The organism is Roseofilum halophilum BLCC-M91 (assembly GCF_030068445.1).
In the GTDB taxonomy this organism is placed as follows: domain Bacteria; phylum Cyanobacteriota; class Cyanobacteriia; order Cyanobacteriales; family Desertifilaceae; genus Roseofilum; species Roseofilum halophilum.
In genome coordinates this window covers 1-15,277 of record NZ_JAQPOK010000006.1, presented here as the reverse complement: position 1 = coordinate 15,277, position 15,277 = coordinate 1, and the positions used below count along the sequence as shown (strand labels likewise).

The 15,277-nt window shown below is 48.4% G+C and carries 13 protein-coding genes; 7 read left to right on the top strand and 6 right to left on the bottom strand.

The features are described from left to right. Positions 1 to 328 precede the first annotated feature (328 nt). Positions 329 to 829 (bottom strand): phage tail protein, encoded by a 501-nt coding sequence (locus PJF56_RS01150; RefSeq protein WP_283760792.1) that lies wholly within the window; start codon positions 827 to 829, stop codon positions 329 to 331. A gap of 183 nt (positions 830 to 1,012) precedes the next feature. After that, positions 1,013 to 2,719, bottom strand: a complete 1,707-nt coding sequence (locus PJF56_RS01145) for a phage tail sheath family protein (RefSeq protein ID WP_283760791.1) — start codon at positions 2,717 to 2,719, stop codon at positions 1,013 to 1,015. A 376-nt stretch (positions 2,720 to 3,095) separates the two neighbouring features. Here PJF56_RS01145 and PJF56_RS01140 point away from each other — a divergent pair, with 376 nt between their 5' ends. From PJF56_RS01140 to PJF56_RS01120, 5 genes are all read left to right on the top strand, one after another. Beyond that, positions 3,096 to 4,400 carry a Pvc16 family protein gene (locus tag PJF56_RS01140; protein ID WP_283760790.1) on the top strand — a complete coding sequence of 435 codons (1,305 nt, stop codon included), beginning with the start codon at positions 3,096 to 3,098 and terminating at the stop codon, positions 4,398 to 4,400. A gap of 421 nt (positions 4,401 to 4,821) precedes the next feature. Next, positions 4,822 to 6,822, top strand: a complete 2,001-nt coding sequence (locus PJF56_RS01135) for an ATP-binding protein (RefSeq protein WP_283760789.1) — start codon at positions 4,822 to 4,824, stop codon at positions 6,820 to 6,822. A gap of 5 nt (positions 6,823 to 6,827) precedes the next feature. Further along, positions 6,828 to 6,956, top strand: coding sequence for a hypothetical protein (locus tag PJF56_RS01130; RefSeq protein ID WP_283760788.1), 129 nt, complete (start codon positions 6,828 to 6,830; stop codon positions 6,954 to 6,956). A 238-nt stretch (positions 6,957 to 7,194) separates the two neighbouring features. Beyond that, complete coding sequence (locus PJF56_RS01125) at positions 7,195 to 8,322, top strand: hypothetical protein (protein WP_283760787.1); 1,128 nt, start codon at positions 7,195 to 7,197, stop codon at positions 8,320 to 8,322. A gap of 109 nt (positions 8,323 to 8,431) precedes the next feature. Further along, positions 8,432 to 9,010 carry a TIGR04376 family protein gene (locus tag PJF56_RS01120; protein WP_283760786.1) on the top strand — a complete coding sequence of 193 codons (579 nt, stop codon included), beginning with the start codon at positions 8,432 to 8,434 and terminating at the stop codon, positions 9,008 to 9,010. A 97-nt stretch (positions 9,011 to 9,107) separates the two neighbouring features. Here PJF56_RS01120 and PJF56_RS01115 read toward each other — a convergent pair whose 3' ends face one another. Then, complete coding sequence (locus PJF56_RS01115; RefSeq protein ID WP_283760785.1) at positions 9,108 to 10,256, bottom strand: pyridoxal-phosphate-dependent aminotransferase family protein; 1,149 nt, start codon at positions 10,254 to 10,256, stop codon at positions 9,108 to 9,110. Between the two features lie 367 nt (positions 10,257 to 10,623). Between PJF56_RS01115 and PJF56_RS01110 the strand changes: the two genes are divergently transcribed. Beyond that, positions 10,624 to 12,555 (top strand): tetratricopeptide repeat protein, encoded by a 1,932-nt coding sequence (locus tag PJF56_RS01110; RefSeq protein WP_283760784.1) that lies wholly within the window; start codon positions 10,624 to 10,626, stop codon positions 12,553 to 12,555. Here the strand turns inward: PJF56_RS01110 and PJF56_RS01105 are convergent. The 3 genes from PJF56_RS01105 to PJF56_RS01095 form a co-directional block, all read right to left on the bottom strand. Beyond that, positions 12,545 to 12,742, bottom strand: coding sequence for a hypothetical protein (locus tag PJF56_RS01105; RefSeq protein ID WP_283760783.1), 198 nt, complete (start codon positions 12,740 to 12,742; stop codon positions 12,545 to 12,547). The two genes, PJF56_RS01110 and PJF56_RS01105, sit on opposite strands and share 11 nt — an antisense overlap. A gap of 155 nt (positions 12,743 to 12,897) precedes the next feature. Then, positions 12,898 to 13,587 (bottom strand): 5'/3'-nucleotidase SurE, encoded by a 690-nt coding sequence (gene surE / locus PJF56_RS01100; protein ID WP_347179405.1) that lies wholly within the window; start codon positions 13,585 to 13,587, stop codon positions 12,898 to 12,900. Positions 13,588 to 13,612: 25 nt separating this feature from the next. Then, positions 13,613 to 14,182 carry a DUF3011 domain-containing protein gene (locus PJF56_RS01095; RefSeq protein ID WP_283760781.1) on the bottom strand — a complete coding sequence of 190 codons (570 nt, stop codon included), beginning with the start codon at positions 14,180 to 14,182 and terminating at the stop codon, positions 13,613 to 13,615. 160 nt (positions 14,183 to 14,342) lie between these two features. Here PJF56_RS01095 and PJF56_RS01090 point away from each other — a divergent pair, with 160 nt between their 5' ends. Continuing rightward, positions 14,343 to 15,002 carry a HEAT repeat domain-containing protein gene (locus PJF56_RS01090; RefSeq protein ID WP_283760780.1) on the top strand — a complete coding sequence of 220 codons (660 nt, stop codon included), beginning with the start codon at positions 14,343 to 14,345 and terminating at the stop codon, positions 15,000 to 15,002. Positions 15,003 to 15,277 lie beyond the last annotated feature (275 nt).

Here is a 15,277-nt window from a genome sequence, read left to right as displayed (position 1 = left end):
CGCGGTAATGGGTAATGGGTAATGGGTAATGGGAAAACCATTTTTTACGCTAGAGTGCCCATTCTTCAGGCTTTTCATGGGACAACACTCTCAAGGAACATTTCGATTACTGTACCTCATAACATCGAAAAACGCTGTATGCTCGCTAGAGAAAGGTACGGAGCAAGATGCTCGCTAGAGAAAGGCACGGAGCAAGATGCTCGCTAGAGAAAGGCACGGAGCAAGATGCTCGCTAGAGAAAGGCACGGAGCAAGATGCTCGCTAGAGAAAGGCAGCGAGCAAGATGCTCGCACTATATCTATTGCCTCATTTTAGATGAAAGAATCGACTAGGCTGCGTTAGACATGGCGACCACTTTGGTAATTCTTTCTGCCACGAATTCATAGGTTTCCATGGCCAATTCCCCAGAGGTGGCATCCACATCGGAAACCGAATATTTTTTAATCCAAGCTCGGTCTAAATTCCACCGCAAAACCTCTTTATTACTGGGATCGTAAACCACCAATGAACCGGATTTACGACTATTGGCCCAATTGCCACCGCCCCCTTCTTCTTTGGGCATGACCTCTATAAACCATTCAAATAATCGCCGTGCTGCGCCTTGGGTATCATCATTGACATAAACTTCGATGGTCATGGAAGGGTTGGTTTCATAACCGGCGATCGTGGTATGTCTGGCTCCACCTTTTTTACCACTGTGAATGGGTTTATCTCCACCGGTTACTTTACCTTCATAGGTGAGAGCGGCCATACTTTTGACTTCTAATTCTTCTAACCCTTCAAAGTTTAAATAAAATCGGTTGGCTGTAGTTGTATAAACGGGAGGCATGGTGTCACTGTCCTTTTGCTGATATGTTTAGGAATTTGAATGCATGTATACCATTGTCAAATGAGATGCCCTCTCCCTAAATCCCTCTCCCACTCCGAGAGGGACTTTATTCACCCCTTCTCCCTTCGACTGCGCTCAGGGCAGCGCCTGCGGGAGAAGGGGTTGGGGGATGAGGGGGGGGGATTAACCTTCGCCTTCAGCCGTCCACTGACTGATACGGAAGATCACAAATTCAGCCGGTCGCACGGGGGCAATACCGACTTCGACATACAATCGACCGAGCATCATACTCTGGGGCGTATTGATATCAGCATCACATTTGACATAGAAGGCTTCGTTGGGAGATCCGCCCATCAAAGCACCCGATCGCCACAAATCTGTTAAGAAGCTGGTAATTGTGCGTTTCACCCGTTGCCACAAGTCCTCATCATTGGGTTCAAACACCACCCATTGCATCCCATTCTCAATCGATTTTTCGATGTAGCTCATCAAACGGCGCACATTAATATAGCGCCATTGGATATTATCCGGCTCAACCAAAGTCCGAGCGCCCCAAACCCGAATACCTCGGCTGGGGAAGGGACGGATACAGTTGATTCCGGCAGGGTTTAGCAGTTCCTGTTCCCGGAAATTACAATCATAGGCTAAACCCATTACCCCCCTGGGCACTTCATTGGCGGGTGCTTTGTAGACTCCTCGCGTTTCATCGGTGCGAGACCAAACCCCGGCCATATAGCCACTGGGAGGAATGGCTACCGGGCGGCCGGCATTTCTGGGATTGGGAACCCGAATCCAGGGATAATAGAGGGCGGCAAATTGGGAACGACGGTTAAATTCTTCCCGCAGCCAACGACTGATTTCTTGGGGTTTTACCCGGTCTGGGGGCGGATCGAGGATTACCATCCGGTTGGGAGCATTGGGAATATCGCCATCGGCTGCTCCTTCACAGAGACTGACCATCACATCCATGATGCCGTGGAGTTGGTCGATGTTAATCAGTCCCGCTTCATAGACTTTCATCAGATCGGGACAAGCCATGATCGTTACTTCGTCAATCTCGAAGAGTCCGCGAACCCCGGTGCGGTCATCCCTTACCCCTTCAATATGTTGGGAGAAGCGATCGGGGGGAGGCATCACTAGGGGGGGACTGATTTCATACACTCCATTACTGGGTTTGCGGGCTAGGGGCGAACCGCTAATGGATAGGTCTATAGCCGCAATATATTCCGATTCTTCTAAGGCTGTCACCACGTAATCGGCTACAGAAGTCTCGATTTGGGAATTCATGGTCAGGTTTTCAAACCGTTCGAGTTCTTCATCCCCTTGGGCGACAACAACAGTAAAAAATTCCCCAGTATTGGCGGTAAGGGTTGTGCTAGAAGCTTCTGCCTCTTCTGGTGGAGGTTTGGGTTCTCCCTCCATAATTTGTACCCGAACAGAGCGATCTACGGGAACAAGGCTAGAGCCACTATCGCCCGTGGTTGTTAGATCGGAACCGGGACGGATGGAGAATTTGAGGGAAGGTCGATTTCCCCGGTTGGTAATGCTGGTTCCGGTTTCTGTGGCTTCGGGTTCCGGGGAACCGGGTAAGCGCGTGCCAATGCTGACGATCCAGCAGCGTCCCCCACCATTGAGGAACCATCCGTAGACACTTAAGGGCAGATAAGCGCCAAAGTCGGTGAACCCATCGGAGTTGGGCCGGCCAAAATATTGTAGATATTGATCCCAAGTGGTGACCAACATCGGTTTAAACGGTTCTGCGCCCCCTCGGATGTCTTCGGTAAAACCGACGAAGCCTCCCACAGCAGTCGGAACCCCTTCAATGGGACGACTGCCGCGATTGACTTCTTCGATGTAAACACCGGGAGCGTAATAATCAAGTCTCGCCATAATGGATTCCTTCCGAATACCAAGTTACTGTGGAGATTTCCGGTTAAGAGGATGACTTTATCCAACAACGGATATCAAAATCAAATAATAGGGAGATATTTTTCCTAAATAACTCTTGACCATAATAGTGCAACGATACAATAACGGGATTCTAAATGGCTAGTTTTTTAAGGGATTTTCTTGAAGGGTTACATTTTTTTAAATATCTTAACAATTGATAATAATTTGGTGAAAAGATCTATAAAAAAGGACAAAAATTAATCCATACCTGAAGGAGTCATCCTAGGCTAAGATAGCGGCTAAGACCCGATGAGCTATTCTGGGGCAGGATCTGACTCCAGAATGGCTAGAGAACTGAAGTGAGTGAGTGAATTGAATGGCTAATTATTTAGCGATCGCCACGGCTACAGCGACGATGCAGCGCATTATTCAACAAGCGATACAAACGGATGTGGATGGTTCTAGGGTAACTACGGTGCGCCCGGATGGTGCAGGGGGAGGTATTCCAGAAACGGGGGTGAATCTATATTTGTATCACATCAAACGCAATCCGGCTTTAACGAACCAAGATACTCCCAACTTTCAACGACGGGGAGATATGGTGAAGCGAAGGCAGGCAGCCCTAGATTTATTTTACGTGATTTCCTGTTATGGCAATGATGCGGAATTAGAACCACAGCGACTTTTAGGGTGTGTGGCTCGTGCCTTAGAAGATCAATTGGTTTTTACACCGGCCATGATTCAGGAAACGATTAACGATCCCACATTTGACTACTTAGAAGGCTCGGATTTAGCAGACCAAATTGAACAGATTCGGGCAGAATTTGTCTCTGTTTCTACGGATGAACTCTCGAAAATTTGGTCGGTTTTTTTTCAGACTCCCCATGCTTTGTCTATAGTCTATAAAGTCAGTGTGATTCTGATTGAAAGTGATGTATCGGCCAAATCTGCACTACCGGTGCGCGATCGCCGCATGATTGGCGGCCCCTTCCCCAAACAACCGGTCGTCGATCTAGTGGTGAATACCACGGGCAAATATATGCCCATTTTAGCCAACAGTACCCTCCGTATTCGCGGTCGCTTCCTCTCGAATTCCGTCACCCAAGTGCGGATCAATCAAGCGGAAGTCACTCCCCAAATCATCAACGACACAGAATTAAGTCTTCCTCTGCGCCTGGTTCCCAATACCCATCTGCGGGCCGGAGTGCAATCTCTGCAAGTTATTCATCCCCAACTGCCCTCTCTTCCTACTCAAAATGGTCGCCGTTCTCCCCGTCGTAGCGCTAGCACGGAACCGATTCAAAAGGTAGAATCCAATGTTTTTCCGTTTGTGGTGCGTCCGAGTTTTCTGGGTTATGAACTGGTAGATATGGAAGGGACGGAAGAAGACCGACGCTTGGGTAAAATCATTATTCGTACTAATCTCACCATCGGTGCAGGGCAGCGAGTGGTGCTGATGCTGAATGAATATTCTAGCGAAAGTGCGATCGCCTATCTGTTCAACAGTACCCCCATTCGGGAAAATACCCGCACCCCCGTAATTCCCATCAGCAACGTACAACCGGGAGAGTATTTTGTTCGCATTCAAATTGATGGCGCAGAAAGCTTACTGGATGTGGATCTCGATCCCAATAGTCCCACCTATGAACAATATATCGGCCCCATTCTCACCTTGGAATGATTTCATACAGCGCTTTCTTCTCTGGGGGATGGGGGGAGTGGGGAGGGCGGGTTTACAAAAATAGTTGTCAGTCTACAAGATTTGGGTATAACCCGCCCCTACAGAGATAGGTAGCGTAAATAAATAGATTTGATATTAGATTCATGAATGCTTACAAAGTCACTGCTATCCTGAAAGAAGACGGAACCTTACTGCTCGAAGGATTACCGTTTCAGGCTGGAGAAGCAGTTGGGTTTATATGGCGTTTTTAGATGAGTTTGAAGCGTGTGCCCCTCATCCCCCAACCCCTTCTCCCGCAGGCGCTGCCCTGAGCGCAGTCGAAGGGAGAAGGGGAGCATAAGTCCCTCTCGGAGTGGGAGAGGGATTTAGGGAGAGGGCAAAAGCCTTATGTCCAAATTATTAACTAAATTTCTATTAAACCGTGACTGATTTATTCAACACCACCTGGCAAAACGAAAATCAACAGGCTTTAATCCAAGCGTTGGCACAACTACAAACCAGGATTTCGGACTTCGTCCGACATGAAAATGACAAAATGAGTAGGGACTCTTCTAGGGGGGAAATCGTCACAGAGGAAGGTGAATCCATTCCCGATCTGGAGGAGTCGGAATTTTCCCTGGATCAGTTGTGTAGTACGTTTAATCTGTCTAGTTTTGAGAGAGATATTTTACTCTTGTGTGCGGGAGCAGAATTAGATGAACAGTTTTTAGACTGGTTGAGCCATCTACAAGGAACAGGGCAGAAATCTTACCCCACATTTGGGTTAGCGCTAAAAGTTTTAGATCGCCCCCATTGGAGCGCGTTAACTCCGGAATCTCCCTTACGTTATTGGCGCTTAATTGAACTGGGAGCTGGCCCTTCATTTACCCTCAGTCCCCTGCGTATTGATGAGAGTATTCTGCATTATTTGGCGGGGGTGAAAACTCAACCGTTGCCACTCGAAGCATTGATCCAACCGGTGGATATTTCGGTATCGTTGATGGAACATGACCATGAATTGATTCAAACGTTGGTGGATACTTGGGTGAGTGCGGCTAATGGTCAGGAGTTTCCGTTGGTACAATTGTGTGGGGAAGATAGTCAGAGTAAACAGGCTTTAGCCGCTACTGCATTTTCTAGCCTGAATTTAACGCTTCATCATCTCGATCCCGCTCAACTTCCCTCTAGTCCCCATGATGTGCATCAACTGCTGAGGTTATGGCATCGGGAAGCCTTTCTCAAGGGGTATGCGCTGTTGATTAACTGCGATCGCCTGGCTACTCCCCTGAACCAAAACCTAGCCCTAGTCAAGCTGATTCAAGAGATTAGCACGCCGGTGATTCTCACCAGTGGCGATCGCCTCTCCATCCCTAACCGCTCCATCATCAACCTGGAAGTCCACAAACCCACCCTCACCCAACAATCCCAATATTGGCAAACTCACCTCGATTCCTGGGGTATCGAACTTAACGGCCAAGTGCAAACCCTAATCTCCCAATTCAACCTCACCAGTACGCAAATTCAAACCATCTGCGCCCATACCCTCAGTAAACACCGCAATCAATCACCAGAAACTATTACTAATGAACTTTGGAGCGCCTGTCGCCACCAAGCCCGCCCCCGCATGGACGATCTGGCCCAACGGATCGAAGTCAAAGCCACCTGGGACGATCTGGTGCTTCCGGATACGCAAATGCAAACGTTGCAAACCATGGCCGCTCACCTGCGCCAACGGGCAAAAGTCTATGAAAATTGGGGCTTTCGGCGCAAAAGTGGACGGGGTTTAGGCATCAGTGCCCTATTTTCTGGCCCCAGTGGCACGGGGAAAACCACAGCCGCCGAAGTGCTGGCGAATACCTTAGAACTAGACTTATATAAAATCGATCTGAGTTCTGTCGTCAGTAAATACATTGGTGAAACGGAAAAAAACTTGCGCCGCGTGTTTGATGCCGCCGAAAGTGGGGGCACTATCTTATTATTTGATGAAGCCGATGCCCTATTTGGGAAACGCTCCGAAGTCAAAGACTCCCACGATCGCCACGCTAATATTGAAGTGAGCTATCTGTTGCAACGGATGGAAGCCTATCAAGGTTTGGCTATTCTCACCACCAATATTAAAGGAGCCTTAGATAATGCCTTCATGCGACGCATCCGGTTTATCGTCCCCTTTAACTTCCCGGATATTAAACAACGGGCAGAAATTTGGCGCAGAATTTTCCCACCGGAAACCCCGACTCAAGGTCTAGATATGAACAAACTGGGAAAACTGAGCATTTCTGGGGGAAATATCCGCAATATTGCCCTCAATGCCGCTTTTCTAGCCGCAGAGGATAACGAAGAGGTGCAGATGAAGCATATTTTGCAAGCGGCGAAAAGTGAATATGTGAAACTGGAAAAACCCCTGCTCGATAGTGAAGTGAAGGGTTGGATTCCTAAACCTTAGTCTTAATGGGATTTCCAGAGTGGTGGATTGATGGTGAAATTGACGGAGTGGGCGATCGGTTGAGGGGCGATCGAGCAGACGAGAGGGGAGACTTGTTGATGAAGAAATGTTTTTCCCCACTCTTTCCGGAATGAGAAGACCGACTTAGGGATAGTGGTATGGTAGATGCACCCTGATGATTCCCCTTGGCTCCCCCGCTAAGGGGTTTTTTTTTCGAGATGGGGGCATCGGGAAATGGGGACGCAGGGAGAGGGAGAGGGGGAGAATGGAATCTTGGATTTGTATTTTTCACTTGAGATTGGCATCATGTTAGAGTGATGGCAGAAAATCATTGCTACCCATCGAGTCAAGACATTGAACGAACCCCCTGCTATGGATCAGGATGTTGACAAACGCGATAACGAGTCTGATTTGAATTCAGATTCTATCCATATGGCTTCTTGGTCAATGGAAGAAGAAGTCAATGGGTTGATGGATGATTTGTTTGAAGATATTGACCGCGTGTTAGATCGCGGTGGCGCTCTGCCGAAGGAACCTGTGCAACGGGAATCGGTTTCTCTCAAACCCCTGGATATTCCTTCCATGAAGTTACCCCAGGCGATCGCCGAAAATCTGGCTCAGATCTCCCCAGAATTGGCCAGTTTAAGCCGTATCCCTCAGACCGGCAATCAGGAAAATCCATTGACAACGGTAGAGGAGAGCGAAATCAGTCCCCCTGCTGAGGAAAACCCAGAGATAGAAGGGACGGACTGGGCACAGGATTTAGAGCCAATGGTTGTACAGGAGGAAGAGGTGCTTCCGGTTTCTCCTCCTGCTCCCAGGGTTCAGCCTTGGTGGGATCGCTTGCTGTTAGTTGGGTTGGGTGCGGCGATCGCCCTTCCCCTGGGTTGGTGGATATCCAGCAGCCAGACAGGGCAAGGACTACGCCAACAGTGGGCCCGGTTATTGCCCTCTAGCCAACCGAGTCCGGAACCCATGGCTCCGGTTGATTTACCCTCCACAGGGTTAGCGGATGAAGAGTTTGCCAATTATATGCAGCGCTCTTTGAAGTTGAAGGATCGGTTAAGCCAAAATCAGGAGGCTGAACCAGAGAGTGACTCTGAGCCACAATTACCAGAAAGCCTTCCATCTCCTCCGACTCAGGTGTTGGAGCGGGTTTATATTCCCGTGTATCAACCGACTCCTGCTCCGATGCCTTCCCCAGAGGTGGCGACACCATCACCGAGTCCGACTAATGATGGAGTTTCGCCTTCTCCCTCACCGTCACCGGTTCCACCGAATGTGACGAATAATCCTGAAGGCAATTTGATGCTGACGGGAATTCTGGAGTTGGGCGATCGCTCGGCAGCCTTGTTTGAGATTGATGGCATGTCTCGCCGGTTTCAGGTGGGGGAAATGATTGGTTCGAGTGGATGGATGTTGGTGGATATTGTCAATCAAGAGGCGATCGTTCGGCGTAATGGTGAGGTGCGATCGGTGTTTGTCGGTCAAAAGTTTTGAGGATTACCGTAGGGGCAGGTTGACCGATCGTCTAATGTTTTGACCCCATTGTTGCTAAACCTGCCCCTAAAACTGGTTTATGATCATATCAGTAGAGGAGGATAAAACAGTGGGTATTTTTGATGATGTCAATCGCTTTTTAGAAGATCGTTTGGATGAGTTTCTTCGGAATCATCCCCAATTGGAGTTATCAATTTTAGAAGATCAACTCCATGAACAACAGGAAGATACCCTGCGCTTGATTGTGGATTTACAGCGTCAAGAAAAACAAGCCCAAGAAGAAATTATGGCAACGGCTCAAGAAATTCAGCGTTGGCATGGTTGGGTACAAAAAGCGACAGAAAAAGGGCGGATGGATTTAGCCCAGGCAGCACAAGAACGGGAAAATGCCCTGTTGCACAAAGGGAATCAGTTATGGGGAAAAATGCAAGGCTGTAAACAGAGAATTGTGAAGGCGAAGGAGTTGTATCAGGAGATCAAAAAACGTAAGGAAGAGGTTCACGCTAGGGTGATGAAAATGGAGGCTCAAGCGAGTGCCAGTGAAAAAACAACCAGTTCTCCTCCCGGTTGGAATCAGGGTTATACTCGCATTGGCAGTAGTCCCGATCCGTTAGAAGAAGAGTTTCGCCGTTGGGAAGCGGATCAGGAGTTGCACGATTTGAAAGATCGGATGAATAAGGGAGGTTAAGTATTTAAGACATTATCTCGAATCAGAACTTGACTCTATTTATCAAGTTGTAGGGGCTTTCCGGTCGGAAAGCCCTAACTTAACCCTCTGCAATGGTTTAAGTTAAAACCTTGGCTGCTGCGGTTACTCCTGCACCGGGAGTGAAACCGGTATCGCCGAGAATTTGCAGAGTAGCTTCGAGGGCAGAAATGCAGGTGAGAATATCGCGATCGCCCACAAATCCCAAATGACCCACACGGAAAATTTTACCCTTCAAATGGTCTTGTCCACCGGCTAGAGCGATATTAAACTGCTTTCGCATCGTTGAACGAATGGCTTCTGCTTCCACCCGATCCGGTGCAACTGCGGTGACTGCGGGACTGGCGGCATTATCGGGGGCAAAGGTGGGTAAATTCAAGGCTTTCACCGCTTCGCGAATGGCCTGGGTAGATCGCTGATGACGGCTAAAAATATTTTCTAATCCCTCATCTTTGAGCATCTGTAGAGCCACTTGTAAGCCATAAAATAGATTCACCGGAGGGGTAAAGGGATTGCTATTTTTCTCGGCTGTTTTGCGATAGGGGCCCAAATCTAAATAAAATTTGGGTAAGGTTGCGGTTTGATAAGCTTCCCAAGCTTTTGCACTCACGGAGACAAATCCTAAGCCTGGAGGAATCATATACCCTTTTTGGGAACCGGAGGCTACCACGTCTAACCCCCATTCATCAATGGGAACGCTAATAGCGCCTAAACTGGTGACGGCATCTACCACGATCAGGGCTTGTCCATGGGTTTTCACGTAGCGGTTAATGGTTTCTAAGTCATTGAGTACCCCGGTGGAAGTTTCCGAATGGGTGATGATGACTGCTTTAATTTGCTTGTCGCTATCTGCTTCGAGCTTTTCCCGGAATGCTTCGGTATCGAGCGGTTGTCCCCATTCGGCGGTAATGATCTCTACCTCTAGGTTATAGGCTTTAGCGACTTTCGCCCAGCGATCGCCAAATTTACCATTCGATCCGACTAAAACGCGATCGCCTGCACTCAAGAAGTTAATAATTCCCGCTTCCATGGCCGAGGTTCCACTACCGGCGACAATTAGGACATCATTCTGGGTTTGGTGCAACCACTTGAGATTTTCCGTCACCTCTTTCATAATCAAACTAAAGTCGCCACTGCGATGACCAATAATCGGTTTGGCCATGGCCAACAGCACCGAATCGGGTACTGGAGTCGGGCCGGGAATCATTAACATTAAGTTGTCATCCATGGGGTTGTGTCCTCAAATTTTTATGGGGCGATCTACTATCCTACAAGGATCGGGGTATGGGATAAAGAGTCAGTCCATTGATTCCTCCCCCAGAAATAGATCCAGGGACAGGAGGAGGGGATAGTTGAATGGTTAAATCAGAATCATCCATTCACAGCGATCGGTGGCAACATCTGCAAGTTGGTGTTCGCCAAGAACCGGGTTAAAATCGTCAACAGGGGAAATGAAATATCACTTTTCTTTCTGAGCATCAATGGCACAATAACACGATGATAGGCGATCGCCTCCCCTGTTGGCAGACAACAATCAAACGGGTGAGAGTCGTTCGTAGAGCGGACGATTATTAGCAACTCAAGAGACAAGCCCCATGGAACGGCTGCTTAACCAGCGATATCAATTTATTAAAACCCTTGGCTCCAACCAGCTTGGTCAAACTCACCTGGTCGGCGATACCCATTTGCCCGGCCATCCTCGATGTGTGATCAAGCAATTGAAACTGCCCGGTAATAATCCCAAAACCTTAGAATTTAGTTTAATTTTACTCAATAAGAAGGCGGAAGCCCTCAAAAGTCTTGGCGCTCATCCCCAAATCCCGAAACTGTTGGATTACTTTGAAGAGAGTCAAAGTTTTTATCTGGTGGAAGAGTTTGTTATTGGCACTTGTTTACGAAAACAACTCGAATCTCAACCCCAATGGTCAGAAACGCAAGTGGTGAGTTTGCTCGAAGAAGTCTTACAAATTTTAGCCTTTGTCCATAGTCGAGGCCTGATCCATCGCTCAATTCAACCCTCGAATTTAATTCGCCGTAAATCGGACGATCGCCTAGTGCTGACCGGATTTGGGATTTTTAAGGAAATTGGCGCTCAAGTGATGCGCTCTCAGCAACAACTGTTACAGGCTCAAAGAAATGGCTCGGTGGTCTATGTTTCCCCAGAACAAGACCAAGGACAAGCCCATTTTAATAGCGATCTCTATTCGTTGGGCATGATTGGGATTCAACTACTGAGCGGCCAAAGTCTTCTGGAATTATCGACTTTGAGGGGTAAAGCTAACCATGATTGGTGTGATGGAGTGAAAGCCAATCCAGAATTAATTCGGATTTTGAATAAAATGGTGGCTCCAGATACAAAGGAACGCTATCAGTTAGCCACCAGTGTCTTAGAAGATTTGAGCAGTTTGCAACCGGGTAAGGTGACTGGGCACTTAGTGCGCTCGGAAACGCCTCCATTAGTTCCCCAAGGACAACCCCCAGAAGAAACCGTCAGTTATGAGGAGGCAACGCCGGTGACTCCCCTGAATTCTTGGCAAGCCAAGCGTTATTTATTACCGTTGATGGTGGCGTTAGGGAGTTTGATCTTGCTGGTCATTGCCTTGGGATCGAGTCGTTTATCTTTATCAGGGTTGGGTAATCAGGGTAGACTGAGGGAGGCTCAAGGGTATGTAGAAGAGGGGAATCTAGAGGAGGCTCTGGAGTCTTATAGCCAGACGATCGCCAAACAGCCACAAAAGGGTGAAGCCTATTATCATCGCGGCTTGATTCATCAAGATATGGAGAATCTGGAGGCGGCTTTGGAGGATTTTACCCAGGCGATTTTGCTGGAGAGTCACCTGAGTCAGTCCTATTATCAACGTGGCAATATCCGCTTTGAGTTGGGCGATCGCCAGGGAGCGATCGCCGATTATACTGAGGTGATCGAACTCGATCCCAGTTTTGTCCCTGCCTACGTGAATCGCGGGAGTGTATTGTCAGATTTAGGAGACGATAAGGAGGCGATTCTGGATTATACTGAGGCCCTAGAACTAGAGCCGACGTTAGGGGCTGCCTATTTGAATCGCTGTTTATCTTGGTCAAATGTGGGAGATCAGGATCGGGCGATCGCCGATTGTACCCAAGCCATTAATCTAGAACCTACCGATGGCTTTGCCTATCAAAATCGGGGGTTAGCCCGGCGGAAAAAACAAGATTTTCAGGGAGCGATCGAGGATTACAATATTGCCATTCGCCTCGATCCAGAAGATCCGGTTCCCTATCATAATCGGGGCTTAACGCGGTTGGATTTAGGGGATGCACAAGGGGCGATCGCCGATTTTACACGGGCGATCGAGCGCAAGCCCGATTTTGCCCTCGCCTATTATGACCGGGGATTAGCTTACATGAAGCAAAAGCAAGCCGATAAAGCCATTTCCGATCTAGAAAAAACTGCCCAACTCTGTTCGAGTATGGGCAGAGTTGGGTGCTATGAAGATGCAACATATCAATTGGATCAATTACCCTCTACCGGAAACGTTACGCCATAATCCGTCGTCGTCCCGTACCCCCTCTGGGAGTTTGACCTCCTCTACGATTGTATCCATATCCATAGATGAGTTCTGTGGACTCGGAAGCAACGGATAGAGTGGGAACTTCAGGAGAAGAAACCGGAGTCGTGGCGATCGTGTTCACCATGAACAGGGGAGACACCAATAAAGAGAGCGGAAAGTGCATAGATGCCACACAATTAACTTCTATACTCTCTTTACCGAGACCCTAAGTGTAATCCGGATGTGATGAAAATCTCTATTTTTGTTTTAATACCAGCAGGGTTCCTCGATCGCCCCCTAAATTCCTTTTATTCTCAATATCTAACCAGAAGATGTCAATCAGATCCGCACTTGAGTCACAGAAATATTGCCGGAAAAACAGAGATCGACATCAGTTCCCGGAGTGCGATCGCGGCGATCGTAATTTCCGCAGTAGATATACTCACCTCCTTCTACCCGATACTGGAGGGGCAACGGTTGGGTACTCAAGGGACAAAACACCATTTCCGGTTCTTCAGCACCGGGTTCGAGATGGGGGATATTCACATTCCAGAAACATCGAGGCTCTAGAGGATGGGAAAACAGCTTGGATAAAATATGGGCTGTCCATTGCGTAGTTCGTTCCCAGTCGATCGCCAAAGGGCGCTTAATCCAGTGGGAAATCGCTATACCGGGAATGCCATGAATAGCCGCTTCGCGCACCGCAGCCACAGTTCCAGACATATAGACATCAATCCCCATATTTCCCCCCGCATTGACTCCAGAGAGTACCCAATCAATGTCCTGATTCAATTGGGGTTGCAGTTGGGCGATCGCCAAACGAGTACAATCGGCAGGCGTACCGTGAACCGCGTATTCATTCGGCGATCGCTGTTCCATCTTCAGGGGTTTATGGGTCGTGGTTTGATGTCCGCATCCAGAATATTGAACCGTCGGTGCAACCAGAATCCCCTCACCCCCAAGAGCGCTCTGGAGAGCGCGAATACCGGGAGCATCAATCCCATCATCATTGGTTAAAATTATCATCAGTTAAAATTCAAGTTCTGAGTGGAACCTATCTCCGTCTATCGATCGCCAGCATCCAGCCCACTAAACCATCTTGAGTCCGAACGCGGACATATTGTCGCCCACCGTAGTAAAAACTATTGTTCCAGTTGACCACTATGGGTTCCCCCCGGTAAACGGTGCGAACGCGATCGCCCTGATTATTATAAATACCCGACGTAACCCCCACTTGTTCGCGGGAGCCACCACGCACCGGATCTCTAAAATCTATCCCTGGAGGGCCAAAAAAACCGCCCCCACCGGGATTTTGGGCATAATTGGTTTCAAACCGGGCCCGACAACCATTTCTGACCCAAACAAACCCATTACCAAACCCCCAATTCCCGATACAAGAGGCCGTGGAATATTGTTCAACTAAAGTTACCCCATCACGAGTATCGATGGGGCAGTTCGCGGGTTGAGCATCGCGACTTTCACAGCGCACCGACCGAGGGGGCTGTTGTCGTTGAGCGGTAGCTGGTTGCAAGTTAATCGCGCTTATGCCCACCATCACGCTAGAGAATAGGGCTGCACTCAGATAAGATTGAAGAACTCGACGCATCGCTGAGTTAGTTAACATAATATAGAATCCCAGTTGATTGTAACATTGCTCTGGGCTGACGAACGTTTGAGTTGGGGAGTGCCAGAAGAGAAATATTTCGGTTGGGTTAAGAGTGATTTATAATTTGTTGATATAACTTAATCATCGCCGTTATTTTACCCTTTTGTCTCTTAAGATTATGACCAGCTTAACAGAACTGAAGATCCAACTCGATAGTGATAATCTTCGCGATCGCAAGCTGGCATTGTTGGCACTGCGCGATTTCTCCCCAACTGAAGCAATGCCTTTGATCAAAAAAGCACTTCAAGACCGCAATCAGCAAGTGCGGTCTATGGCCATTTTTGCTCTGGGAGTTAAGCCAACAGAACAATCCTATCCCCTGCTGGTCAATCTGTTAGAAACCGATCCCGATTATGGTATTCGCGCCGATGCTGCGGGTGCGTTGGGTTACTTGCGGGATTTAAGAGCCTTTGAACCCCTAGTGCGGGCCTTTTATGAAGACCCGGATTGGTTGGTGCGCTTTAGTGCGGCGGTTTCCCTGGGCAATTTACGGGATCAACGGGCCCATGATGTCTTACTGCAAGCCCTAGATAGTGCGGAAGTCGTGATCCAACAGGCGGCGATCGCCGCTTTGGGAGAAATTCAAGACATCAGCGCCGTCTCCGCCATTTTGCGATTTGCCGCCTCAGACGATTGGCTCGTGCGTCAGCGTTTAGCGGAAGCCCTGGGCCATTTACCCTGTCGCAAAAGCCAATCCGCCCTCAAATACCTCAGCAAAGACGCTCACCCCAACGTCGCCGAAGCAGCCTCTTTAGCCCTAGAAAACCTGGCCTTCTGAACTCATATCAAGTCCGCTTATTCATGTCCGTGAAGCGGAAATACCCTAATTAAAAATCCAGGGAGCTTATTCATGTCCGTGAAGCGGAAATACCCTAATTAAAAATCCAGGGAGCTTATTCATGTCCGCGAAGCGGAAATACCCTAATTAAAAATCCAGGGAGCTTATTCATGTCCGCGAAGCGGAAATACCCTAATTAAAAATCCAGGGAGCTTATTCATGTCCGTGAAGCGGAAATACCCTAATTAAAAATCCAGGGAGCTTATTCATGTCCG